This is a genomic window from Bradyrhizobium sp. SPXBL-02 (genome assembly GCF_051853065.1).
Classification (GTDB): Bacteria; Pseudomonadota; Alphaproteobacteria; order Rhizobiales; family Xanthobacteraceae; genus Bradyrhizobium.
Window position 1 is genome coordinate 6,900,020 of record NZ_CP182474.1, and the last position, 24,644, is coordinate 6,924,663.

Genomic DNA, 24,644 nt, shown 5'->3' on the forward strand with positions numbered 1-24,644 from the left:
TGCCCCGCGAACGCGGGGCATGACAGTACGCGCCGGCCTCGCATAGCCGCAGGGCGATGCGTATGCGCGCCAGATGCACTTTTGGACCGGTCATACCACGTCGAACTTGACGCCTTGAGCCAGCGGGAGCGTGCGGCCGTAATTGATGGTGTTGGTCGCTCGCCGCATATAGGTTTTCCACGCGTCGGATCCGGACTCGCGGCCGCCGCCGGTCTCCTTCTCGCCGCCGAAGGCGCCTCCGATCTCCGCGCCAGATGGGCCGATATTGACGTTGGCGATGCCGCAATCAGAGCCACGCGCCGACAAGAATGTTTCCGCTTCGCGCAGATCATTGGTGAAGATGGATGACGACAGCCCCTGCGGAACGGCGTTGTGCAACTCGAGCACGGCGTCGAAATCGCGATATTTCATCACGTAGAGGATCGGCGCGAAGGTCTCGTGCTCAACCGGTCCGGTCTGCGCCGAGATCTCGACCAGCGCCGGGCGGACATAGTAAGCGTCGGCGGCCCCTTCGACGGCAATGCGTTCGCCACCTTGGACTTGACCTCCGGCAGCGCTCGCAGCCTCGAGCGCACGCTGCATCGCGTGATAGGCCGCGCCGTCGATCAGCGGACCAACCAGGTTACCGCCTTCGAGCGGAGAGCCGACGGTGACGGACGCATAGGCCTGCTTCAGGCGCGGCACAAAGCTGTCGTAGATGCTCTCGTGGACGAACAGGCGGCGCAACGTCGTGCAGCGCTGTCCCGCCGTTCCCATCGCGGCAAAGGCAACGCCACGCAGCGTGAGGTCGAGGTCGGCCGTCGGCGCGACGATCGCCGCGTTGTTGCCGCCGAGCTCGAGCAACGCCCGGGCGAACCGGCTGGCGAGCCGCGGACCGACCGCGCGTCCCATTGCTGTAGACCCGGTTGCCGAGACCAGAGGCACCTTCGCATGGTCGACGAGCACCTCGCCGATCTCACGGCCGCCGAACAGCACCGCCGCGAGCCCCTGCGGCGCATCCCCGCCAGCCTCGTTGAAGCGTTTGACCGCACGCTCAAAAAGGGCGTGGGTCGCAAGCGCAGTCAGCGGTGTTTTCTCGGACGGCTTCCAGACGAGGCTGTTGCCGCACACCAGCGCCAGGGCTGCGTTCCAGGCCCACACAGCGACCGGAAAATTGAACGCAGAGATGATGCCGGTGACACCAAGCGGATGCCAGCTTTCCATCATGCGATGCTCGCCGCGCTCGGTTGCGATCGTCAGGCCGTAGAGCTGCCGCGACAGGCCGACCGCGAAATCGCAGATGTCGATCATCTCCTGAACCTCGCCAAGGCCTTCGGAGACGATCTTGCCGACCTCGATCGACACCAGTCGGCCCAAAGCCGCCTTGCGGGCGCGAAGCTCCTCGCCGAACAGCCGCACGAGCTCCCCTCGCTTGGGTGCCGGCACCAGTCGCCAGCGAAGGTACGCCGCGTGGGCCTGATCGATCACGCCGGCGGCTTCAGTTGCGCCGACCTCCGCGACACGGCCAATGATCCCGCCAGTAATCGGCGTACGAACCATGAGGGCGCCCTCCGTATAGTCGGAGCGCTTGACGCCGAGCTCGGCGAGAAGCCTGTCGACTTCGCCGGCAAGATCGGCATTGGCGGTATGCGTCTGCGGTGCTGATTTGACGGACATGGCGGTTTTCCAAATGTTGCCGTTGAACTTAGTTCCGTAGCTCACTCGCGCGCCCATTCCGCAAGGCCGGAACGCAATGCGCTCCCAGGAAAGCCATGGCGGTATCCATCTCGCGCAGGACCATGCGCAGGACCGCTTCGGCGCCCGCCTCTCCCCCGGATGCAAGCCCCCACAGCGGCAAGCGGCCGAGAAGCACGGCTTCCGCGCCCAGCGCCAGATACTTCAGGACGTCGGTGCCGCGCCGGACGCCGCTGTCGGCCAGAATCGTCAGACGCCCCTTCACGGCGCCGACAATCGCCGGAATGCAATCCGCAGGAGCCGGCAGACAGTCGAGATTGCGGCCGCCATGGGCCGAGACCACGACGCCGTCGGCGCCGATCGCGACTGCCCTTTCGGCGTCCTCCACCGCAAGCACGCCCTTGATGGTGAGCTTGCCCGGCCAGATCTCGCGCAGCCAGCACATGTCGTCCCAGCTCAGCCGCGGCTCGATCCGGACCGACTCGGCAATGTCAGCGCGGGTGATGGCGGTGCGGAACGCTTCCGGATAATGGCCGTAGGTCGGCATGCCCTCGCTCACCAAATAGCGCGCCAGAACCCCGAACAGCCAACTCGGATGCAGTGACACGTCGAGCATGCTGCGCAGATGCGGTTTGAAAGGAATACCGAAACCGTTGCGTTCATTATACTCCCGCTTCGGCGAGACCGGCGTATCGACCGTGACGAGCAGGTTGTCGCAGCCGCAGGCGCTCGCCCGCTCCACGAGGCGCGCGGTCAGGGCGCGATCGCGCCAGACATAGAGCTGGAACCAGAGCAAGGCATCCGGCGCCCCGCGCCGGATCGTCTCCACGGTTGTCACCGATTGCGTCGAGATGCAGACGGGAATGCCGACGCGCGAGGCCGCGCGGGCGAGCTTCGTCTCCCCATCATGCGAAACAAGCCCGGCGAGCGCCGTTGGCGCGACAACGAGGGGCGCGGCGAGCCTTTGGCCGAACAACACCGTGTCGAGATCGCGCCGGTCGCGCCCCGTCAGTACCGCGGGCAGCAGGGTAATGGCGTCAAGCGAGGCCCGCAGGCGCGTCAATGCCGTTTCGTCCTCCGAGCCGCGATCAATGTACTCGAACAAGCCGCGCGGGAGGAACCGTCGCGCTCGGCGGCGATAGTCGCTGGCATTGAGGAGCATCGGCATCGGCGTTCAGGCCGCGTAGCGCTTGAACTTGGACTTCGAGATCGAGGTTGCGGCAACGTGAACATGCTGAACGAGTTCGGCTTCGACACGCTCCGTGGTCCAACGCGTCGTGGGGACGGAGATGTTGACCGCGGCGATGGCCCGTCCGTGCTCGTCGATGATCGGCGCCGCAACGGAAATATCGCCCATGACGCTTTGGTTGATCTGGATCGAATAGCCGCGCTTGGCGGCGAGGTGCACCTGCTTCATGAGCTTATCCGGATCCGTAATCGTGTAAGGCGTGAGTGGCTCAAGCCGCGTACGCTTCAAGAGCTCCTGTTGCTCTGCCTCAGGAAGAGCCGCCAGGATGGCTATGCCGGAAGCCGTGAAGTACGCAGGCAGCCGGCTTCCGATCACGAAGTCGATATGGATCAGGTGCTGGCCGGGAAAGCGCGCCACGAACACGACCTCGTGGCCGTCCAGTTCATGCAGGTTACAGGTCTCGCCAAGATTGCGGCTGATCTCGAGAAGATAGGGCGAGGCCTTGTCGATGAGCTCGTTGGCCTTGAGATAGCTGTGGGAGAACTGCAGCACCTTCGACGTCAGCCCGTAGTTGCGCGTGCCCTCAACCCGCTTGAGATAGCCGAGCGATTCCAGCGTGTAGACCAGGCGCTGCGTGGCGCTGCGATCGAGATTGGCGGCCCGCGCGATATCGGCAAGTGTCATGAAGCGTCGTGGCCCGTCGAAGGCATGCAGAACCTGGAACGCCTTCTCGGTCGAGCCGACGAACAGAGACGAGCGCGGCTCGTCCGCCTTGTCAGTCGCCTTCGCCGCGGACTTCGCGCTTGTCTTGTCGCCTACCTTGGCGGCCTTTGCCTTCGCAGGCCGGCCGCCGCTCACGCGGCTGCTACGCCCCATGCTGCCATCCTCTCATGCGATGCCCTCCGAGATCGCCAGCTGCCGGCCGAGCTCGGCACGCAAGGCGGCGACCAGGGCCGGCGCCGGCTGCACCAGCGGCGCCAGCATCCGCGGTGCTTCGACGCCGACCATGTCCATCACGGCCTTCATCGGTCCCGGATTGGTCTCGGCGAACGCCATGTTCATCAGTGGAATCAGGCGGCGATGCAGTCTCAGGGCCTCCGCCGTCTTGCCTGCGGTCGCCGTCTCGAAGATCTGACGCCAGGCGCGCGGCAACAGGCACGCGGTCACGATGATGCCGCCCCTGGCGCCCGCGGCGAGATGCAGCGGAAAGAGGCTGTCTTCGCCGCTCAGCACCGCAAAGCTCTCGTCGACGCCGGCCACGACCTGAAGGAAATGGTACATGTCGAGATTGCAGGCCTTCATGCCGATGATGTTGGGATGCCTGGAGAGCTCATGCAGGATCTTGGGCTCGATCGCGATCCGGGTGCGATAGGGAATCTCGTAGATCAGGATCGGCACCGGCGAGGCATCGGCATAGCGCAGGAAATAGTCGCGAACGCCCGCCTGAGTCGGGTTGGTATAATATGGCGTAAGAACCAGCAGGCCGTCCACGCCCTCGGCTGCGAATTCACGGCCCGCCTGCAAGGCATCGTGGAAGCCGGTGTCGAGCACGCCTGCGATGACGGGTCCCTTGCCGGCCATCGCCTTCGCCGACAGACCGGCCATCTTGATCCGCTCGGATCTAGCCAGCGCACCGTATTCGCCTGTGCCGCCGAGCGGCACCACGCCGTCGATACCCTGCTTGTTGAGCCAGGTGAACATGGAAGAGACCGCGCCGGCATCGATGGTGTCGTCGGCCTTGACCGGGGTCGGAACGGCCGGGAACAAGCCGCGGAGACGATTGGCAGTGAGCATAATTGAGAACCTCTGGTTGGACGGTGGCGCTTCTATCTCGCGGCGGCGCGCCGGCGCAGGCGTTCGGCCACGAAGATGAGAAGCCCCATGAAAACGAACAGACAGGTCGAGACGGCGGCGATCGAGGGCGAGACCTGAAGCGTCACCTCGTCCCAGAACTGCTTGGGCAACGTCGCATTGAGGCCGCCGGTGGCAAACAGCGCGATGGTGAGCTCGTCGAACGAGGTCGCAAACGCAAACAGGAAAGACGACATCATCCCGGCGCCGAGGATCGGGAAGGTGACGAAACGCAGCGTCGCGACCGGGCGCGCCCCGAGGCTCTGCGCAGCCTGATCGAGGCGCGTGTCGTAATTGCGCAGCACCGCCATCATGGTCATGACCACGTAAGGCACGGCGACGACGGTGTGGCCGAGAATGAGGCCGACGGCGCTGCCGACGAGACCCATGCGCGCGAACACGTAGAACAGGCCGACCGCGATGATCATGCGCGGCACCACGATCGGCGACAGGATGAAGGCGAGCCACGCCGCCTTGCCGCGGATATCGCTGCGCACCAGCAGGAACGCGGCCGGCGTGCCGATCAGCATGGCGAGCAGACCGGTGCCGATGCCAACCAGCAGCGAGCGCAGCATGGCCTGGGTCCAGACCGGCGAATTCAGCACCGTCTCGTACCAATGCAGGGTAAAGCCCTGCGGCGGCCAATTCAGGCCGCCGGTGCCGAATGACAGCGGGATCATCAGTATCGTCGGGGCGCTGATGATGAGCAGCATGGTCCAGACGAAAGCCTGCAAGCCCATGCCGGCCTGATCGGGATTGCGGTCGCGACGGCGTGACGGCCATAGCAGAACGATACGGTCGGAAATCGCGCCGAGCAGCGTCAGCAGCGCATCGCCTGTCCGCACGACCGGGCCCGACAGACGCGACGGCTTCGCATTGCTCGGTGCCGATGCGCCCGTCATGGTCGACAGGCCGAGCAGCCGGTCATAGGCGGCAAAGACGATGAGGACGACGACCAGCAGCAGCACCGAGATCGCACCGGCGAAGCCCCAGTTCATGGTCTGCTGGACCTGGTCGATGATGAGCTGGGTGATCATGGTCTCGCGGCGTCCGCCGAGCAGCGCCGGCACGATGAAGAAGCCGATCGCCGTGACGAACACCATGATTCCGGCAGCGGCAACGCCGGGCAACGACAGCGGAAAATAGATCTTCCAGAACGCCATGCCCGGTCGCGCTCCGAGCGTGGCGGCAGCGCGCGGCAGGGTGCGGTCGATGTTCTCCATCACCGAGAGCATGGTCAGCACGGCGAGCGGCAGCAGCGCATTGACCATACCGACCAGGACGCTGCCGAAATTGTAGAGCAGGCTCGCGGGGCTCGAGATGATGCCGAGCGAGAGCAGGAGCTTGTTGATGACGCCGTTGCGGCCGAGCAGCACGATCCAGGCGAAGGCGCGAACGAGAAAGCTGGTCCAGAACGACAGCAGCACCCAGAACAGCAGCGTCGCCTTACGCTCCTTGCCGACGACCGAGATCAGATAGGCGATCGGATAGCCGGTGACGACGCAGACCAGCGTGGTCGCCAGCGATATCTTGAGCGTGATCAGGAGAACGTCGAGATAGACGGACGAAGCAAAGAGCTGGCGATATTGCGCAAGCGTGAAGCCATTGTCGCCGTAGACGCTGAGCAGCAGCAGCTGGCCGACGGGATAGACCAGAAAGAGCACGAGCAGCAGCACCAGCGGCGCGCCCATTGCGGCCCGCGTCCAGGCCAGCCTCTGCGATCTCGCGCGCATGCCAGCCAAGCTCAGCCCCCCTTCCCGTCATGGATGGCGACGGCATCCGCCGCATGCCATCCGAGCGACAGGCGCTGGCCGATCTCGTAAGGCGCCGCTCCGCTGCGGGTCGGATGGGCAGCAACGAGCTGGGGCAGGTCCGCGGTCTCCGGTGCGATGTAGAGCCGCGTCAGGCTGCCGCTGATCATCACGTCCGTAAGCCGGCCGGACAGCTGGCCGCCCTCGCCGACCACGAGGTTCTGCGGGCGCACCATGACCTTGACCGGCTCGCCGGCGACGAACCGGGAGCCATTGCCGACCGCGCGCGAGGCCGCAAGCTGCGCGGTGAGGACGATGTCGAGTCCCTCGCCGTCGACGCCGCGCACGGTGGCGCTGAGCAGGTTGGACTCGCCGAGGAAGTCGGCGACGAATACCGAGCGCGGCCGGAAGTAGAGATCCTGCGGCGTGCCGAGCTGCTCGATCGCGCCTGCGTTCATCAGGCAGATGCGATCCGACATGGTCATCGCCTCTTCCTGGTCGTGAGTAACATAGACGATCGTGGTGCCGAGCTCGCGATGGATGCGCTTGATCTCGAGCTGCATCTGGTCGCGCAGCTTCTTGTCGAGCGCCCCCAGCGGCTCGTCCATCAGAATGATGGCGGGGCGATAGACGATGCAGCGCGCCAGCGCGATGCGCTGCTGCTGACCGCCGGACAATTCGCGCGGATAGCGCTTTGCGACGTGCGGCAGGCGCACCGTCTCCAGCGCTTCGGCGGTACGCCGGCGCGCCTCCGCATCAGAGACTTTCCGCATCTTGAGGGGAAAGGCGATGTTGTCCTCGATCGTCATGTGAGGAAACAGCGCGTAGTTCTGGAACACGACGCCGATGTCGCGCGCATAGGCCGGGCTGCGCGTGACGTCGGTGTCGTCGATCAGGATCTGCCCTTCGTCGGGATGGGCGAGTCCGGCGATCAGGCTGAGCAGCGTGGTCTTACCCGATCCCGAGGGGCCGAGCAGGGTGAGGAATTCGCCCTTTGCGACGTCGAGGCTGGTCGGCGCCAGCGCAACGAAGTCGCCATAGCGCTTGCACAGCGCGTGAATGCGCAGGCTCGAGGAGACCATGAGCCGCTCCGATCCGCTGGCGCCTCCCTTGCCGATCAAGCCAGGATCCAGCTGTTGAAGCGCTCGATGACGGCGGCCTGGTTGTCGAGCCAGTATTTGGCGTTGATCTTCAGCCCGGCCTTGATGTTGTCGGGGTAGGTCGGGCAGTTCTTCGCGACTTCGGGCTTGACGTAGTTGAAGGCCTCCGGCTGCGTGAGACCGGCCGGGAAATATTCGACGAGCGCCGCCTGGCGCTTCGGATCAGAAGCGAACTTGATGAACTCGCGGCAGGCATCGGCGTTCGGCGTGCCTGATAGGATCGACCAATTGTCGCCGCCCCAGATGCCCTGATTCCAGACGATCTCGACCGGCGCGCCGGCTGCTTGGGCTGCCTGGGGACGCGACACCCAGGTCGGCAGCAGATCGATCTCGCCCGAGGTCAGCATCTGCTCGACCTGCGCGCCGCTGGTCCACCACACGGCGACCTGCGACTTGATCTTGTCGAGCGAGGCAAAGGCCTTGTCGAGATCGCAGGGGTAGACCTGCGCGGTCGGCACGCCCGCACCCATCAGCGCCTGCTCGATCGTGTCGAACGGATGCTTGCGCACGGCGCGGCGGCCCGGAAACTCCGCCACGTTCCAGAAATCAGCCCAGGACTGCGGTGCCTTGCGTCCTTTGAAGGCGTCCGTGCGGTAGGCCAGCACGGTGGTGTAGACGTTGGTGGCAACACCGTAGGGCGAAGCAAATTCGGCCGGGATCGACTTGACGACCGGCTCGGATTCGAGACCGTGCTTCTCCAGATATTGCTTGCCGCCGGTGGTCAGTATCTCGATCGCAGGCCAGGAGATCTTGGCCATGTCCCAGGTGTAGTTCTTGGTGTCGACCATGGTCTTGATCTGCGCGACCGGCTCGGCATTGGCCTGCACGCCGACGACCTCGATGCCGGTCGCTGCGGTGAACGGACGATAGAACACCGCGCCATAGGCCTTGGTGTAGATGCCGCCGTCGTCGCGCACGACGATGCGCTTGCCTGCGGCGCGGGACGGCGACCAGACGGACGGCGCGGCCAGCGCGACAGCGCCGGCTCCCGCGCCAAGCAGCAGACGACGGCGGGAAGTAATGAGCTTCGATGCGTTGGTCATGTCAATCCCTCTCTACGATGTTGCGGTGGTCGGCGAAATTGGGGCCACTTCAGGCGCCGATGACGGCGGCAGAACGCGGCCGGGATTGAACAGACCCGACGGGTCGAACGCCTGTTTCACCGCCCGCATAAGAGCGAGCTCGACCGGCGGCTTGTAGCGGCTCATCTCGCCGGTCAGCGTGCGCCCGACGCCGTGCTCGGCGCTGAAGGTGCCGCGCAAGGAGCTGGCGACATCGTTCATGGCGCGGCGAATCTTCTGCGCAGTCACGTCGCGGTCCGGCAGCGCGTCCCATTCGGCGAAGCTGAAGAAGGGGATGAGATGGATGTTGCCATCGCCCATGTGGCCGACGATGATGAACGGCAGGTCCGGTACGATCGCGCGCACAGCCGCCATGGCCTGGTCGATGAAGGCAGGCACGGTGGAGACCGGCACGGCGGTATCCGAGGTCAGGCCGACGCCGGCCTTCTTGTTGGCTTCCGACACGCTGTGACGCACCAGCCACATCGCCTTGCGCTGCGCCTCGCTCGACGCGACGACGCCGTCGCTGACGAGGCCCGCTTCAAGCGCCTGCTCGAGCACCGCCTGCATCGTCGCCGCGAGCGCGGCTGCATCGCCGGTGTCGGAGAGTTCAACGAGCACGTGCCAGGTGTCGATCTCTGCGACCGGGCAGCGCCGGCCCGGTACCTGCTCCAGCACGAGCTGGATCTGTTTGGCATTCATCAGCTCGAAGGCGGAGAGCCGCGAGTTGCAGGCCGCCTGGAACAGCCCGAGCACGTCGAGCGCCTGATGCGGACTGTCGACAGTGAGCCAGGCGACGGCTTCCGCCGTCGGCAGCGGATGTAGCTTCAGCACCGCACCGGTGATGATGCCGAGCGTGCCTTCCGAACCGATAAACAGATGCTTGAGGTCGTAGCCGGTGTTGTTCTTGCGCAGCGCGTAGAGGCCGTCCCAGATCGAGCCGTCCGGCAGCACGACTTCGAGCCCGAGCACATTGTCGCGCGTATTGCCATAGCGGAGCACGCCGGTGCCGCCGGCATTGGTGCCGATATTACCGCCAATCTGGCACGAGCCTTCAGCGCCGAGGCTGACCGGATAAAGCCGGCCGGCGGCAACCGCGCTCTCCTGGATGGTCGCAAGCACGCAGCCGGCATCGACCACCATGGTATTGTTGACGGGATCGAGCGAGCGGATCCGGCGCATGCGCGTCAGGGCAACGATCACAGGCGGCTTGCCCTGCCCCGACGGCGTCGCGCCGCCGCACAGGCTGGTGTTGCCGCCCTGCGGCAGCACCGGCGTGTCATGGGCGACACAGAGACGGACGATCGCCGCGACCTGCTCCGTCGTCGAGGGCAGGACCGCACAGAGCGCCGGCGCGTGAAACCGGCCGCGCCAATCTTCGGTCAGACCCGCGAGATCCTCCTCGCGCGTCAGCACGGCCGTGTCGCCCAGCAACTGCCTGAACGCCTCGATCAATGCCATCCACCCGCCTCCGGAACGGGCCAATGCTGGCCCAAACGGCTTTCGCGAGTAATCGATATACGATTACTTCAATCGCATTATGCTGATCATGAATTCGATGTGATGGGGAGTCAAGCGGAGGCGCGGTCGACTACGCCGTCTCCCCGCGTCGTCCTGGCGAAAGCCAGGACCCATTTCCCCGGTGGGCGTTGTCTGGGCGCGACGAGGCCAGCATTGTTCGCCACAACAAAGTTCGGTGGTTATGGGTCGTGGCCTTCGCCAGGACCACACCGTGGTTGTGGTGGGCGCCTTCCTCAACAGACGCGTCGTTGGGAACTGCGCTTGCAGTGACGGGTGTGGAAGCAACACACCACCAAAACAAAAAGGCCGGGATTGCTCCCGGCCTTTCGTGGTTATGAGACGTCGCTTACTGCAGCGATGCGCGCTTGGGCGGAGTGGCGGGCCACGACTTGATCAGGGTGTCGTAGTCCACCGTCTCGCCCTTCGGCTTCTCGTTGGCGAGCTTGCGCTGCGGCGCGATGGTGCCGTCCTTCTGGGCCTTGGCGAACCAGAATTCGGCCGACTCCTTCTTGTGCAGCTTCGGACCGCAGGCGCCCTGCACACCGGACTTCTCCAAGCGCTCCAACACGGAGTCCTGGGCCGCCGCGAGAGCATCCATCGCCTGCTGCGGCGTCTTCGCACCGGACGACGCATCGCCGATGTTCTGCCACCACAGCTGCGCGAGCTTCGGATAGTCGGGCACGTTGTTGCCGGTCGGGGTCCACTGCACGCGCGCGGGCGAGCGGTAGAACTCGATCAGGCCGCCGAGCTTCGGCGCACGCTCGGTGAACGACTTGTCCCAGATGTCGGATTCACGGATGAAGGTGAGACCGACATGGCTCTTCTTCAAGCTCACCGACTTGGAGACGATGAACTGGAGATAGAGCCAGGCTGCCTTGCGGCGATCCGGCGGGGTCGACTTCAGCAGCGTGGCGGAGCCGGCGTCCTGGTAGCCGAGCTTCATGCCTTCCTTCCAGTAGGAGCCGTGCGGCGACGGAGCCATACGCCATTTCGGCGTACCGTCCGCATTCACCACCGGCAGACCCGGCTTCACCATGTCGGCGGTGAAGGCGGTGTACCAGAACATCTGCTGGGCGATGTTACCCTGCGACGGCACGGGGCCGGACTCGGAGAAGGTCATGCCCTGCGCCTGCGGCGGCGCATACTTCTTCATCCACTCGAGATACTTCGTGATCGAGTAGACTGCGGCCGGACCATTGGTGTCGCCGCCACGCTCCACCGAAGAGCCGACCGGGCGGCAGCCCTCCATGCGGATGCCCCATTCGTCGACCGGCAGACCGTTCGGAATGCCCTTGTCACCGTTGCCGGCCATCGACAGCCAGGCGTCGGTGAAGCGCCATCCGAGCGAGGGGTCCTTCTTGCCATAGTCCATATGGCCGTAGACCTTGACGCCGTTGATCTCCTTGATGTCGTTGGTGAAGAACTCGGCGATGTCCTCATAGGCCGACCAGTTCACGGGCACGCCGAGCTCGTAGCCATACTTGGCCTTGAACTTGGCCTTGTAGTCGGCATTGGTGAACCAGTCGTAGCGGAACCAGTAGAGGTTCGCGAACTGCTGGTCGGGCAGCTGGTAGAGCTTGCCGTCCGGCCCGGTGCCGAACGACTTGCCGATGAAGTCGTTGACGTCGAGCATGGGGTTGGTGACGTCCTTGCCCTCGCCGGTCATGTAGTCCGACAGCGCAATGGTCTGGCCGTAGCGGAAATGCGTGCCGATCAGGTCGGAGTCGTTGATCCAGCCGTCATAGACGTTCTTGCCCGACTGCATCTGGGTCTGCAGCTTCTCGACGACGTCACCTTCCTGGATGAGATCGTGCTTGAGCTTGATACCGGTGAGCTCGGAGAATGCCTTGGCGAGCGTCTGCGCCTCGTATTCATGAGTCGTGATCGTCTCGGAGACGACGTTGATCTCCATGCCCTTGAACGGTTCGGCCGCCTTGGCGAACCACTCCAGCTCCTTCTTCTGGTCCTCCTTCGACAGCGTCGAAGGCGTGAATTCCGCGATCCACTTCTGGATCACGGCGTCGTCGGCGGCGCGAACCGGCGCCGAGACGGCGAGCGACACTGCGATGATCGCAGCGGCGCTGGACATGGTCAGAAAGCTATTCTTGGTCAATGGACCTTTCCTTCTCCTAAACTGTCGCATGTTTTCCTCCGTTGCAGCGACAAACTTTTATACAGGCCCGGGTTGGTCCCGGATCTGGCCGTCCCTTTCGCAAGCTTCAGACCGTGCGGAAAATGAGCGCGGCCGTGACCAGCGAAATTCCTGATGCGAGCCACAGGCTCGAGATCTCAAACCCCTCCTCGCCGACCGGCAGCGTGGCGATCGCGTCGGTGCCGACGAGGCCGATCCACGCGAGGTGGATGACGGCGGCCGCGATCAGCGAGATGAACAGGCGGTCGCCGCGCGTGGTCGGGATGCGCAGCACGCCGACACGCTCGGCCTCGGGATAGACCGCGGCGAGCCAGGTCATCACCGCCAGCGTGCACGCGAGCGCGGCAAAGAAGATCGCGGTCGGCAGCGTCCAGGCCATCCATGCGATGGATTCCATTGATGCCTCCTACACGCGGCCGAGCGCGAAGCCGCGCGCGATGTAGTTGCGGACGAACCAGATCACCAGCGCGCCCGGAATGATGGTGAGCACGCCGGCGGCGGCGAGCAGGCCCCAGTCCATGCCGGCGGCCGAGACCGTGCGCGTCATGATCGCGGCAATGGGCTTCGCGTGCACCGAGGTCAGCGTGCGCGCCAGCAGCAGCTCGACCCAGGAGAACATGAAGCAGAAGAAGGCGGCGACGCCGATGCCGCTCGCAATCAGCGGCACCAGGATCTTGATGAAGAAGCGCGGGAAGGAATAGCCGTCGAGGAAGGCGGTCTCGTCGATCTCGCGCGGCACGCCGGAGACGAAGCCTTCGAGGATCCACACCGCCAGCGGAACGTTGAAGATGCAGTGCGCGAGCGCGACCGCCCAGGGGGTGTCGAACAGCCCGATCGCCGAATAGAGATTGAAGAACGGCAGCGCATAGACCGCGGCCGGCGCCATGCGGTTCGACAGCAGCCAGAAGAACAGGTGCTTGTCGCCGAGGAAACGGTAGCGCGAGAAGGCGTAAGCCGCCGGCAGCGCCACGGCGATCGAGATGACGGTGTTGAGGACGACGTATTCGAGCGAATTGATGTAGCCCGAATACCAGCTCTCGTCGGTGAAGATGCGCTTGTAATGCTGCAGCGTCGGGGTGTGCGGCCACAGCGTCATCGTCGAGACGATCTCGCTGTTGGTCTTGAAGCTCATGTTGACGAGCCAGTAGATCGGCAGCAGCAGGAAGACCAGGAACAGCCCCATGATGAGGCGGCGGCCGGGGATCGAATGCATCAGGCCACTCCTTCCCTAGGCTTGAGTGCGGGCACGGGCTTGAGCGCGGCCGAAGGTTTCGGCTCCACCGCCGGCTCGCTTTCCGCCTGGACTTTGCGTTCCACACCGGCGTTGGTCATGACGGTGTAGAAGATCCAGCAGACGATCAGGATGATGAGGTTGTAGACCAGCGACAGCGCGGCGGCCTTGCCGAGATCGAACTGGCCGAGTGCGATTTTGACCAGCTCGATCGAGACGAAGGTGGTGGAATTGCCGGGCCCGCCGCCGGTAACGACGAACGGCTCGGTGTAAATCATGAAGCTGTCCATGAAGCGCAGCAGCACCGCGATCAACAGCACGCGGTTCATCTTCGGCAGCTGGATCGCCTTGAACACGGCCCAGCGCGAGGCGCCGTCGATCTGCGCGGCCTGGTAATAGGCTTCGGGGATCGACTTCAGGCCGGCGTAGCAGAGCAGCGCGACTAGGCTGGTCCAGTGCCAGACGTCCATCACGATGACGGTGACCCAGGCATCGACGTCGTTGGAGACGTAATTGTAGTCGAAGCCCATGGCGTTGAGAACGTAGCCGAGCAGGCCGATGTCGGGACGCCCGAAGATCTGCCAGATGGTGCCGACCACGTTCCAGGGGATCAGCAGCGGCAGCGCGAGGATGACGAGGCAGGCCGCGACGGTCCAGCCCTCGCGCGGCATCGACAACGCGACGACGATGCCGAGCGGCACCTCGATGGCGAGGATGACGAGCGAGAAGAACAGGTTGCGGCCGAGCGAGGCGAGGAAGCGGCCGCCGAGATCGGTGGAGGGATCGAGCAGCTCCTTGAACCAGCCGACGCCGTTCCAGAAGAACTGGTTGTTGCCGAAGGTGTCCTGCATCGAATAGTTCACCACCGTCATCAGCGGCAGCACCGCCGAGAAGGCGACGACCAGGAACACCGGCAGCACCAGGAACCAGGCTTTTTGGTTGACGGTCTTGTCCATCAGGCGGCTCCCTCCACCAGAAGGCTGTCGGCATAGACGTGGACGTGCGACGGATCGAATCTCAGCCCGGCGGTGCCGTCCGCGCTGGTGAAGCTGCCGGGGGCACGCGCCGCGAGCTTGGCGTCGCCGACGCGCACGCGCGCGAAGCGGATGCGGCCGAGATCGTCGATGCGCTCGATCCTGGCGGTGAGCAGGCCGGGCGCGGGCGCGACCACCTCGACAAATTCGGGACGGACGCCGATCTCGATCTTCGCTCCCGCAGGCAGGTTGTCGTAGCTGCGGTTCAGCGCGATGACGTGACCGCCAATGCGCGCCTCGCGCCCCCTCACCTCCGCCGGCAGGATGTTCATGCCGGGCGAGCCGATGAAATAGCCGACGAAGGTGTGCGCCGGCTTGTCGAACAGCTCGGCCGGCGTGCCGCTCTGCACCACGCGGCCGTCATGCATCACGACGACGGTGTCGGCGAAGGTCAGCGCCTCGGTCTGGTCGTGGGTGACGTAGATCATCGTGAGATCGAGCTCGCGATGCAGCGCCTTCAGCTTGGAGCGGAGCTGCCATTTCAGCTCGGGATCGATCACCGTCAGCGGTTCGTCGAACAGCACGGCGGCAACGTCGTTGCGCACGAGACCGCGGCCGAGCGAGATCTTCTGCTTGGCGTCGGCGGTCAGGCGCGTGGCCTTGCGGTTCAAATAGGGCTCGAGGTCGAGCAGGCGGCCGATCTCGGCGACGCGCCTGTCAATGTCGGCCTTCGGCACGCCGCGGTTCTTCAGCGGGAACGCCAGGTTCTGTCCGACCGTCATGGTGTCGTAGATCACCGGAAACTGGAATACCTGGGCGATGTTGCGCTTCTGGGTTGACAGCGGTGTGATGTCCTTGCCGTCGAACAGGATTTTCCCCCGCGACGGCGTGATGATGCCGGAGATGACGTTGAGCAGCGTGGTCTTGCCGCAGCCGGAAGGGCCCAGCAGCGCATAGGCGCCGCCCTGCCGCCAGGTCATGGTGACAGGCTTGAGCGCAAAGCTTTCCTGCGGTGCATCGTTGCCGCCGTAGGAATGGGCGAGATCGACGAGGTCAATGCGGGCCATGGCGCATCTCCCCGTTAAGAGCCCGGTGCCGCGACCAGGCGGTCGGCGGCATCGAAGACGAAGACATCATTGGGATCGAGCACGGCATCGAGCATCTGGCCGGGCTCGAACTCATGCACGCCGTGCAGCACCGCAACCCAGTTCGATCCGTCGCGGGTCAAATGCACGAAGCTCTCCGAACCGGTGATCTCGGTCACCGTGACAGTGGCGTGGAAGGCGTGACGGTCGGCTTCGCCATTGGCAAGCCCGAGCTGATGGGCGCGGAAGCCGACGCGATAGAAGCCGTCGGGAAGTCCCGCATAAAGTCCGGACGCCGGTGCAGCGCTGCCGCCGGCATATTGAACCATGCCATCCCCCTTCTCGAGGCCCACCAGGTTGAGCGGCGGATCGGAGAACACCTGGGCGACACGCAGAGTCCGCGGGCGGCGATAGACGTTCGACGTCTCGCCCATCTGCAGTGCCTGGCCCTCCCACATGCACACCGTGTTGCCGCCGAGCAGCAGCGCCTCGGTCGGCTCGGTGGTGGCATAGACGAAGATCGCGCCCGAGGCCTCGAAGATGCGCGGCAGCTCGGCCCGCAGCTCCTCGCGCAGCTTGTAGTCGAGATTGGCGAGCGGCTCGTCGAGCAGCACGAGATCGGCGCCCTTGACCAGCGCGCGCGCGATCGCGGTGCGCTGCTGCTGACCGCCGGAGAGCTGGAGCGGCGTGCGCTTCAGGAACGGCTCGAGCCGCAGCAGCTTTGCCGCCTCCGCCACGCGCGCCTCGATCTCGTCGCGCGGCTTGCCCTGCACGCGCAGGGGCGAGGCGATGTTCTCGTAGACCGTCAGCGAGGGGTAGTTGATGAACTGCTGATAGACCATGGCGACCGAGCGCTGGCGCACATCGGCGCCGGTGACGTCCTTGCCGTTGACGAACACCTTGCCCGTGGTCGGCTTGTCGAGGCCGGCGAGCAACCGCATGATCGAGGTCTTGCCCGACAGCGTCGGCCCGAGCAGCACGTTGAGCGTGCCGCTCTCGAGCGTCAGCGAGACGTCGCGAATGTGCGGCACGCCCTCGACGGTCCGGGTCACGTGATCGAGTGTCACGGTCATGAGCGTCCTCCCGCTTCCAGCAGGGGACTTTGCGCCACCGCGTGGCTCCTGATCCAGTCGTCGAGGGCCGCGATCTCGTCGGCAGATAGTCGCAGGCCGAGCTTGGAACGGCGCCAGACCACGTCCTCGGCGGAGACGGCCCATTCGTTGGCCATGAGATAGCGGACCTCGCGCTCGGTCAGCGTGGCGCCAAAGGCCTGGCCGAGATCCGCTGCCGATTTCGCATCGCCGAGCAGCTTGATGGCGCGGGTACCATAGGCGCGCGCCAGGCGCCGCGCATGCGCATGGCTGAGGAAGGGATAGCCGCGCTGCAGCTCGGCGATCAGGCCGTCGATGTCGGATACATTCATGTCGCCGCCCGGCAGCGGCCATTTGCCGGTCCAGCCCTCGCGCGCCTTCGCGCTGCGCAGATAGGGCGCAAGGCGCTCCAGCGCCTCCTCGGCGAGCCTGCGATAGGTCGTGATCTTGCCGCCATAGATCGACAGCAGCGGCACGCCGCCGGGCGTGTCGAGCTCGAACACGTAGTCGCGCGTGGCGGCCTTGGCCTCGCTGGCGCCGTCGTCATAGAGCGGGCGCACGCCGGAATAGGTCCAGACCACGTCGGCGGGCGCGACCGGCTTGGCCAGATATTCGCTCGCCGCCTTGCAGAGATATTCGATCTCCTCAGTCGTCGCCTTCACCTTGGCGGGATCGCCGTCATAGTCGCGGTCGGTGGTGCCGATCAACGTGAAGTCGTCCTGGTACGGGATCACGAAGATGATGCGGCCGTCGGCGTTCTGGAACATGTAGGCGCGGTCGTGGTCGTAGAGCTTCTTCACGACGATGTGCGAGCCCTGCACCAGGCGCACCTTGGCCTTCGCATTCACGCCGGCGCCGCGGCCGAGCACGTCCTCGACCCAGGGGCCGCCGGCATTGATCAGCGCCTTGGCCCGGATCTGCGAGCGCGCGCCAGTCAGCGTGTCGACCATGCTGACGGTCCAGAGGCCGTCCGACTGGCGAATCTCGGTAGCGCGGGTGCGGGTGCGGATCTCGGCCCCCTTGTCGGCAGCATCGCGCGCATTGAGCACGACGAGGCGGGCGTCGTCGACGAAGCAGTCCGAATATTCGAAGGCGCGGCTGTAGCGATTCGGGATCAGTGGCTTACCGACCTCATCGCGCTTGAGATCGACCGAGCGGGTCGCCGGCAGCAGGTGACGGCCGCCGATGTGATCATAGAGAAAGAGGCCAAGGCGCAGCAGCCAGGCCGGGCGCAGGCCGGCATGATGCGGCAAAACGAAACGCAGGGGTCGGATGATGTGGGGCGCGATGCCCCAGAGGATCTCGCGCTCGATCAGCGCCTCGCGGACCAGCCGGAACTCGTAATATTCGAGATAGCGCAGGCCGCCATGCACGAGCTTGGTCGACCAGGACGATGTCCCGCTCGCCAGATCGTTCATTTCGCACAGGAAAACCGTGTTACCGCGGCCCACCGCGTCGCGCGCGATGCCGCAGCCGTTAACACCGCCTCCAATGATGGCGAGATCGAAAATACGCTCCAACAGACGCATCCCCCGGCGACCGCCCGTTCGTCGAGCGGCTACTTTCGCTTTTGATTAGATCACACCGGAAAACGAAAGCAAGATGAAAGAGAGGCGAAAGGAAGCGAAAGCGGAACTTTTTGGTGGGCAATGAGGCAGCGAAATCGGCAGGTGGACGGACAGATTTTGGGGCAAGTAGCTCGACCGAACGGCATCCAGGCACGGGCCAGTGGGCCGGCACGCCTTTGCACTTGTATGTAGCAACATTCCTACATAGCTTCCCAAGCGGAGCATGGCCACGGCTTGGAGGCTCAGAGGATGGTAACCACCCTGACCAGCCGAGAATTCAATCAAGACACCAGCGGCGCCAAGAAAGCGGCATCGCAAGGACCCGTTTTCATTACAGACCGCGGCCGTCCAGCCCATGTCCTGCTGACCATCGAGGACTACTTGCGCCTGACCGGCGGACACATGAGCCTTGCGGAAGCTCTGGCGCAGACGAACGCGGATTTTGATTTCGATCCGCCTCGCGTGGACGAGGGCATCTTCAGGGCTGCTGATCTCGACTGATGTTCCTGCTGGACACCAATGTCATTTCCGAATTGAGGCGACCGGACAAGGCCGATCGGCACGTCGTTGCCTGGGCAGGCGCAATTCCGGCAGCAAACTTCTTCATCTCAGTCATTTCGCTTCTCGAGATCGAACTTGGCGCACGCCTGATCGAACGCAGGGACGCAGCGCAAGGTGCCATCTTGCGCAGCTGGATCAACAGCCAGATTCTGGCTCGCTTCGAGGGTCGGATCCTGCCTATCGATACGGCTGTCGTGCAGCGTTGCGCACAACTTCACGTTCCCGACCCGTGCGCCGAACGCGACGCGCTCATTGCTGCAACCGCGCTAGTTCATGGTTTGACGGTTGTTACGCGCAATGTAGAGGATTTCAAACCGACGGGCGTTGCGCTGCTCAACCCGTGGGACGACGCTTAGCCGCTATCTCAGCCGCACCACTGGCGCGGCTTCCGGTGCGGCGTCCTGGCCGTCGGTCGGCGCATCGTCGATATCCGCGCCCTTCGGCATCGCCTCGACCACTTCGATGCCCTTGCTGTGGCAGATGGTGGCGAGGCGCTCGGGCAGCTCCTGGTCGGTGACGAAGGTCTGGATCTGGGTGATGTGAGCGATGCGCACCGGCGCGCTGCGGCGAAGTTTTGTGGAATCGGCGACCAACATGACGCTGCGGGCATTGGCGATGATGGCCTGCGCCACCTGCACCTCGCGATAGTCGAAGTCGAGTAGCGCGCCCTCTTCGTCAATCGCGGACGCGCCGATGATGGCGTAGTCGACCTTGAACTGGCCGATCAGCTGCGTCGCGGTCGAGCCGACCACGGCGCCGTCGGCGCGCCGCACCGTGCCGCCGGCGACCACCACCTCGATGCGCGGATGGCGGTAGAGCAGCATGGCGACGTTGAGGTTGTTGGTGATGACGAGCAGGTCCTCATGCGAGGTCAGCGCGCTCGCGACCTCCTCCGTCGTGGTGCCGATGTTAATGAACAGCGAGCAGCCGTTCGGGATCAGCGAGGCGGCGGCCGCCCCGATCGCCTTCTTCTCGTCGGCGGCGACGAAGCGGCGCGCCTCATAGGCGAGGTTTTCCACGCCCGAGGCGATGATGGCGCCGCCATGGATGCGGGTCAGCGAACGCCGCTCACAGAGATCGTTGAGATCCTTGCGGATGGTCTGCGCCGACACCTCGAAGCGGCGCGCGAGCTCCTCGACCATGACGCGGCCGGAGGCGCGCGCGATGTTGAGGATTTCGGCTTGGCGATGGGTCAGTCCGGTCACGGCAAAGGCCTCACATCAGGATGATGCATGGTGCGGCGGTTCGCGCCTGCGGTCAATGCACACGCCGATCACGGTTAACGGATGGAGGTTCTCACGACGCCATTTCTTACCACGCCATGACGCTTGCAAGACGTGCGATCAGGTCCGGATCGTCGAACGCGCTGGCGGAGGCGACCGCGCCTGCTCCAATCAGGTCAGCATGGCTGAGGCTGGTGCGGATGCCGACGGTCGGAATGCCGGCGGCGGTTGCCGACTGCACGCCGGTGCGGGAGTCCTCGAATGCGATCGAGCTTTCCGGCCTCGCGCCGACGAAACGCAGCCCTTCCTGGTACGGTAGCGGATGCGGCTTGCCATGCGGCAGCTCGGCGCCGATCACGAGTGCCCTGAAACGATGCGTGATGCCAAGGCCGGAGAGCAGCAGCTCGGCGTTGAGACGCGGCGCGTTGGTCACGGCGACCATGGGAATGCCGGCGTCATCGGCGCGGTCGAGCAGCGCCATCAGGCCCGGCAGCGGTGCGATCTGCCCGGCCACCAGGGTGCGGAAGACCTCCTCCTTCTGTTCGAGGATCAGGGCGCGCCGCTCCGGCGCCTCGTGGGGCAGAAAGCGATCGCCGATCGCGACATTGGCGAAGCCCTGCAGCTCGCGGGAGAAACGTGCGTGATCGAAGACGTGTCCGTGCGGGCCGAGCACCTGGTTGAAAGCCTTCAAGTGCAACGGGTCGGTGTCGGCGAGCGTGCCGTCGATGTCGAACAACAACGCCCGGCCCGTTCCATCGTGTTTGGTCTCGATCATTTCCGTACTTTCCCAAATGCGCGACGCATCGATGCGGAAGGCGTATCAATACGGCCTCGATCGCGCAATGACGCATCCACATGACCAGCAGGTGACGCTCGACAAAGCCGCGCGCGACTGCAACACTGGCCACAAGATCAAAAAGGAGGAAACGATGACGATCAACCGACGCGATCTGGCTCTCTCGACTCTCGCCGTCTCCGCGCTTGCGTTCGCGACGCCGGCGCTCGCCGCTTCGGCAGACGAGGAAGCCGTGGCGAAGAGGGTCGATGCCTTCCGCCTCGCCCAGATCGCGGCCGATCCCAAGGCGCTCGGCGCGCTGTGCGCGGAGGAGCTGAGCTACAGCCATTCCAGCGGCAAGGTCGAGGACAAGGCGACATTCATCGCCAACGCGACCGACGGCAAGTCCAAGTTTCTGTCAATCGAATACAAGGATCCCACCATCAAGGTGGTCGGCCCCGCAGCGATCGTGCGTTTCCACTGGCTGGGCGAGCAGGAGATGGCGGCCGATGGGAAAAAAGTATCGACCAACCTTCACATCCTGATGAACTGGCAGAAGCAGGGCGACGAGTGGAAGCTGTTGTCGCGGGCGGCGACGAAGTTGTGATGACTTATTACCCTCTCCCCTTGTGGGAGAGGGTGGCTCGCCGCGCAGCGGCGAGACGGGTGAGGGGTCTCTCTCCGCGAGCCACCCTTCACATGTGAGCTTGCTGAAGCAACCCCTCATCCGGCGCTTTGCGCCACCTTCTCCCACAAGGGGAGAAGGGGCAGCGGTGCGCTCGGCAAAAAATTCCGACCACGCCTCGCGCGTCGAAATCACCGGCGGTAGGTGCTTACGCCGCCTCCTTCACATCGCCGTTCACCAGCCTGCGCGCGGCGCGCTCGGCTTCGCGGGCGTTGCGGAAGAGCTGGCCTTCGAGACGGTTGAAGCGGTGCGACGAGGCGAAGAAGCAGTAGCCTCCAGAAGAACGAACGACGATACCTGCGGTCTGCGAATCGACTTCGATGATGTAGCTGTCCGGCATAGTCCGTGGATTCCTCAGTGCGGGCAAACAACGGTGCTCCTGCCCAAAGGTTCCCTAGGCATTTGCGGCCGTTTCCACCCCGAATCGACACGCAATTGAGTACGCCGGGACCTCATCCGTTTTATGACTGGTTCTTGGCGAAGCCGCGACGAGGTGACTTGCTCGTGCCGCGTTTTGCGGCGCTGCAAAGCTCGCAAGATGAGGCAGAGCGCCGCGCGCGATTACGTCGCGATCGGCGGATCGTTTCGCTGGATCGCCTGCGGACGGCCGTGGTCGTCGATCGAGACGTAGGTGAAATGACCGTCGGTGACGAGGAACGGATGCAGCTCCTTGCGCCGCAATGCCCAGGCCTCAAGATGCACGGTCAGCGAGGTGCGCCCAACGCGCACGAGATTGGCATAGACCGAGACGAGATCGCCGACATAGACCGCTTTGCGAAAATTCATCGCCTCGATCGCGACCGTCACGGTGCGCGACCGCGCAACCTTCGAGGCGAACACGCCGCCGCCGACGTCCATCTGACTGAGCAGCCAGCCGCCGAAGATGTCGCCGTTGGCATTGGTGTCGGCCGGCATCGCCAGCGTGCGGATGCAGAGATCGCCGCTCGGCCCGGTCGTGGCTTGCTCGTTCATGCCCCTCTCACGCGAGATTGCTCACTTGAAATTGTCCCAGCCCGGATCGGGCGCGAAACGCGCGCCGAATCGTTCAGCCAGCGCGCGAAGAGTGGATACAATGTTTTCGACGCCACGCGTGCGCGCATAGTTCAGCGGACCGCCGCGGAACGGTGCATAACCGGTGCCGAAGATCATGGCGCCGTCGACTGCATCGGCATCGTCGACGATGCCTTCGCGAAGGGCCGCGACGCAGACGTTGGACATCGGCAGCACCAGGCGGTCGATCATCTGGTCAGTGACGCGCGGACCGGTCTGCGGCAACGGCGTCTTCTCCGCCTTGCCGTCCTTCCAGGTGTAAAAACCCTTGCCGGTCTTGCGGCCGAGCTCGCCCTTGGTGACCTTCTCGCGCAGCCAGGCCGGCGTCGGCGGCAGGAGATCGCCGAACTTGGTGCGCAGCATGTCGCCGACGTCGAGGCAGATATCGAGCCCGACCTGATCGGCCAGCTCGATCGGTCCCATCGGCATGCCGAACTGCTCGGCCGCAGCGTCGATCAGGCGTTGGTCCGTCTTCTCGTCCAGCATCACCATCGCTTCCAGCATGTAGGGCGTCAACGCGCGGTTGACGAGGAAGCCGGGCGAGCTCTTCACGGCGAGCGGCAGGCGGTCGATGGCGCCGACGAAGGCGAGCGCCTCTTTAAGTACTTGTGTATCGTTGCCGTCATGGCTGACGACCTCGACCAGCTGCAGCCGCGACACCGGGTTGAAGAAATGCAGGCCGACCAGCCGCTCCGGCCGCGCCAGCGTCGTGCGCAGGTCCTGGAGCGGAATGCTCGAAGTGTTGGTCGCGAGGATCGCGCCGGGCTTCATCCGCGGCTCGAGCCCGGCATAGACCTTCTGCTTCAGCCCCAGCTTCTCCGGCACCGCCTCGATGATGAGATCGGCGTTGCGGACGCCCTCGCCGTCCATGTCGGGGATCAGGCGATCGAGCGCGTCGCGCACGTCGGTGGGCTTGCGGATGATCTTGCCGTAGAGGTCGGCCGCGCGTTTGACTGCGCCCGCGATCGGCTCCGGCTTCATGTCGGCGAGCGAGACGCGAAAGCCCTGCCCCGCACACCAAGCCGCGATGTCGCCGCCCATGGCGCCGGCGCCGATGACGTGGACCTGCTTCACCGTGCTAGCGGAGCCTGCCGTCTTCTTCATCTGCTCGCGCAGGAAGAAGACGCGGACCAGGTTCTGCGCGGTAGGCGTCACCATCAGCTTGGCGAACGAGGCCTGCTCGGCCTTCAGCATCGCGGACTTGCTGCCGCCGTGGGTCTCCCAGAGATCGATCAGCGCATAGGGCGCGGGATAATGCTCGCGCGATGCAGCCTTCGCAGCCTCCGCGCGCATGCGCTTGGCCAGCAGGCCGCGCACCGGCCCGAGATTGGCGGCGCGCGTCAGCAGACCGGGCTTGGCCCGCTTCAGACGGCCGAACAGCGCATCCTTCACCGCGCCCTGGACGTGGCGCTCCTGCGTCACGGTGTCGACGAGGCCGAGCGCCTTGGCGCGGCGCGCGTCGATGGTGCGGCCGGTCAGCATCAGCGCCATCGACTGGGTCGGATTGACCAGCGCGGTGAACCGGGCGGTGCCGCCGAGACCAGGATGCAGGCCGAGCATCACCTCCGGGAAGCCGAAACGCGCCCCCTCGATGGCGATGCGCGCCTGGCAGGCCAGCGCCACCTCGAGCCCGCCGCCGAGGCAGAAGCCGTGAATGACCGCGACCGTCGGCAGCTTTAGCGCTTCCAGATGATCGACCACGGCATGCGCGGCGCGGATGCGCGTCTCCACCATGTCAGGATCGGACGCGCCGCGGAATTCGTTGACATCCGCGCCGGCAATGAAGCCCGACGGCTTTGCCGAGCGAATGACGAGACCGGCGGGGCGCTCGGTCTCGATCGCCGCGAGCACGGCGTCGAACTCCTCCATCACGTCGGACGAGAGCGTGTTGGCGCTGGCGTCAGCGCGGTCGAACAGCAGCCAGGCGACACCATCCGAATGGCGCGTCAGCTTGAAGTGCTTGTAGGGACCATCCGGTGCGGGCCGCGGCCCGATCTCCAGCACGCGGCCGCCGAGCGCGGTCATGATCTTGGAATCCATGG

At 64.9% G+C, this 24,644-nt stretch carries 23 protein-coding genes; 3 read left to right on the forward strand and 20 right to left on the reverse strand.

Features of this window, described 5'->3' with window-relative positions; all coding sequences use genetic code 11:
• Positions 1-90: 90 nt before the first annotated feature.
• The 15 genes from amaB to glpD all read right to left on the reverse strand — a co-directional run bounded on the left by amaB (position 91) and on the right by glpD (position 18,269).
• On the reverse strand, positions 91-1,656 hold the full coding sequence (gene amaB / locus ACNJYD_RS32070) for an L-piperidine-6-carboxylate dehydrogenase (protein ID WP_439364361.1): 1,566 nt from the start codon (positions 1,654-1,656) through the stop codon (positions 91-93).
• Between the two features lie 28 nt (positions 1,657-1,684).
• Positions 1,685-2,842: an alpha-hydroxy acid oxidase gene (locus ACNJYD_RS32075; protein ID WP_439364362.1), complete on the reverse strand. Its 1,158-nt coding sequence runs from the start codon at positions 2,840-2,842 to the stop codon at positions 1,685-1,687.
• Positions 2,843-2,848: 6 nt separating this feature from the next.
• Complete coding sequence (locus ACNJYD_RS32080; protein WP_439364363.1) at positions 2,849-3,739, reverse strand: IclR family transcriptional regulator; 891 nt, start codon at positions 3,737-3,739, stop codon at positions 2,849-2,851.
• 12 nt (positions 3,740-3,751) lie between these two features.
• Positions 3,752-4,657 carry a 4-hydroxy-tetrahydrodipicolinate synthase gene (gene dapA, locus ACNJYD_RS32085; protein WP_439364364.1) on the reverse strand — a complete coding sequence of 302 codons (906 nt, stop codon included), beginning with the start codon at positions 4,655-4,657 and terminating at the stop codon, positions 3,752-3,754.
• A gap of 32 nt (positions 4,658-4,689) precedes the next feature.
• Positions 4,690-6,447, reverse strand: coding sequence for an ABC transporter permease subunit (locus tag ACNJYD_RS32090; RefSeq protein ID WP_439364365.1), 1,758 nt, complete (start codon positions 6,445-6,447; stop codon positions 4,690-4,692).
• 11 nt (positions 6,448-6,458) lie between these two features.
• A complete protein-coding gene (locus ACNJYD_RS32095) occupies positions 6,459-7,586 on the reverse strand; it encodes an ABC transporter ATP-binding protein (RefSeq protein ID WP_439364366.1) in 1,128 nt (375 codons plus the stop codon).
• Positions 7,583-8,668: an ABC transporter substrate-binding protein gene (locus tag ACNJYD_RS32100; RefSeq protein WP_172785869.1), complete on the reverse strand. Its 1,086-nt coding sequence runs from the start codon at positions 8,666-8,668 to the stop codon at positions 7,583-7,585. The genes ACNJYD_RS32095 and ACNJYD_RS32100 overlap by 4 nt, the downstream gene beginning before the upstream one ends.
• Before the next feature lie 12 nt (positions 8,669-8,680).
• On the reverse strand, positions 8,681-10,147 hold the full coding sequence (locus ACNJYD_RS32105; RefSeq protein WP_212259023.1) for an FAD-binding oxidoreductase: 1,467 nt from the start codon (positions 10,145-10,147) through the stop codon (positions 8,681-8,683).
• A 406-nt stretch (positions 10,148-10,553) separates the two neighbouring features.
• Positions 10,554-12,296, reverse strand: coding sequence for an ABC transporter substrate-binding protein (locus tag ACNJYD_RS32110; RefSeq protein WP_260383734.1), 1,743 nt, complete (start codon positions 12,294-12,296; stop codon positions 10,554-10,556).
• Between the two features lie 130 nt (positions 12,297-12,426).
• Positions 12,427-12,756 carry a DUF2160 domain-containing protein gene (locus tag ACNJYD_RS32115; RefSeq protein ID WP_172785867.1) on the reverse strand — a complete coding sequence of 110 codons (330 nt, stop codon included), beginning with the start codon at positions 12,754-12,756 and terminating at the stop codon, positions 12,427-12,429.
• 9 nt (positions 12,757-12,765) lie between these two features.
• Positions 12,766-13,572 carry a carbohydrate ABC transporter permease gene (locus tag ACNJYD_RS32120; RefSeq protein WP_172785866.1) on the reverse strand — a complete coding sequence of 269 codons (807 nt, stop codon included), beginning with the start codon at positions 13,570-13,572 and terminating at the stop codon, positions 12,766-12,768.
• The gene (locus ACNJYD_RS32125) at positions 13,572-14,546 is read right to left on the reverse strand and encodes a carbohydrate ABC transporter permease (RefSeq protein ID WP_212259022.1); all 975 of its coding nucleotides are present in this window, start codon (positions 14,544-14,546) and stop codon (positions 13,572-13,574) included. The genes ACNJYD_RS32120 and ACNJYD_RS32125 overlap by 1 nt, the downstream gene beginning before the upstream one ends.
• Positions 14,546-15,631 carry an ABC transporter ATP-binding protein gene (locus tag ACNJYD_RS32130; RefSeq protein WP_271504476.1) on the reverse strand — a complete coding sequence of 362 codons (1,086 nt, stop codon included), beginning with the start codon at positions 15,629-15,631 and terminating at the stop codon, positions 14,546-14,548. Before ACNJYD_RS32130 ends, ACNJYD_RS32125 begins: the two co-directional genes overlap by 1 nt.
• A gap of 14 nt (positions 15,632-15,645) precedes the next feature.
• The gene (locus ACNJYD_RS32135) at positions 15,646-16,722 is read right to left on the reverse strand and encodes an ABC transporter ATP-binding protein (protein ID WP_212259020.1); all 1,077 of its coding nucleotides are present in this window, start codon (positions 16,720-16,722) and stop codon (positions 15,646-15,648) included.
• Positions 16,719-18,269: a glycerol-3-phosphate dehydrogenase gene (gene glpD, locus ACNJYD_RS32140; protein WP_439364367.1), complete on the reverse strand. Its 1,551-nt coding sequence runs from the start codon at positions 18,267-18,269 to the stop codon at positions 16,719-16,721. The genes ACNJYD_RS32135 and glpD overlap by 4 nt, the downstream gene beginning before the upstream one ends.
• Positions 18,270-18,557: 288 nt before the next feature.
• Between glpD and ACNJYD_RS32145 the strand changes: the two genes are divergently transcribed.
• Together ACNJYD_RS32145 and ACNJYD_RS32150 are read left to right on the forward strand one after the other, a co-directional pair.
• Positions 18,558-18,809, forward strand: coding sequence for a type II toxin-antitoxin system prevent-host-death family antitoxin (locus tag ACNJYD_RS32145; RefSeq protein WP_197949300.1), 252 nt, complete (start codon positions 18,558-18,560; stop codon positions 18,807-18,809).
• Positions 18,809-19,225, forward strand: coding sequence for a type II toxin-antitoxin system VapC family toxin (locus ACNJYD_RS32150; protein ID WP_439364368.1), 417 nt, complete (start codon positions 18,809-18,811; stop codon positions 19,223-19,225). The genes ACNJYD_RS32145 and ACNJYD_RS32150 overlap by 1 nt, the downstream gene beginning before the upstream one ends.
• 3 nt (positions 19,226-19,228) lie before the next feature.
• On the opposite strand, the gene ACNJYD_RS32155 is transcribed toward ACNJYD_RS32150, so the two are convergent.
• Together ACNJYD_RS32155 and ACNJYD_RS32160 are read right to left on the reverse strand one after the other, a co-directional pair.
• Entirely contained in the window at positions 19,229-20,074 is an 846-nt protein-coding gene (locus tag ACNJYD_RS32155; RefSeq protein ID WP_172785859.1) for a DeoR/GlpR family DNA-binding transcription regulator, read from the reverse strand.
• Between the two features lie 106 nt (positions 20,075-20,180).
• A complete protein-coding gene (locus ACNJYD_RS32160; RefSeq protein WP_212259017.1) occupies positions 20,181-20,867 on the reverse strand; it encodes an HAD family hydrolase in 687 nt (228 codons plus the stop codon).
• Positions 20,868-21,021: 154 nt separating this feature from the next.
• On the opposite strand from ACNJYD_RS32160, the gene ACNJYD_RS32165 reads away from it, so the two are divergent.
• Positions 21,022-21,474, forward strand: coding sequence for a nuclear transport factor 2 family protein (locus ACNJYD_RS32165; protein WP_172785960.1), 453 nt, complete (start codon positions 21,022-21,024; stop codon positions 21,472-21,474).
• A 226-nt stretch (positions 21,475-21,700) separates the two neighbouring features.
• On the opposite strand, the gene ACNJYD_RS32170 is transcribed toward ACNJYD_RS32165, so the two are convergent.
• From ACNJYD_RS32170 to ACNJYD_RS32180, 3 genes are all read right to left on the reverse strand, one after another.
• The gene (locus ACNJYD_RS32170) at positions 21,701-21,892 is read right to left on the reverse strand and encodes a hypothetical protein (RefSeq protein ID WP_036013862.1); all 192 of its coding nucleotides are present in this window, start codon (positions 21,890-21,892) and stop codon (positions 21,701-21,703) included.
• A gap of 221 nt (positions 21,893-22,113) precedes the next feature.
• On the reverse strand, positions 22,114-22,524 hold the full coding sequence (locus ACNJYD_RS32175) for an acyl-CoA thioesterase (protein WP_027577195.1): 411 nt from the start codon (positions 22,522-22,524) through the stop codon (positions 22,114-22,116).
• Between the two features lie 21 nt (positions 22,525-22,545).
• Positions 22,546-24,642: a 3-hydroxyacyl-CoA dehydrogenase NAD-binding domain-containing protein gene (locus ACNJYD_RS32180; RefSeq protein WP_439364369.1), complete on the reverse strand. Its 2,097-nt coding sequence runs from the start codon at positions 24,640-24,642 to the stop codon at positions 22,546-22,548.
• Positions 24,643-24,644: the final 2 nt, after the last annotated feature.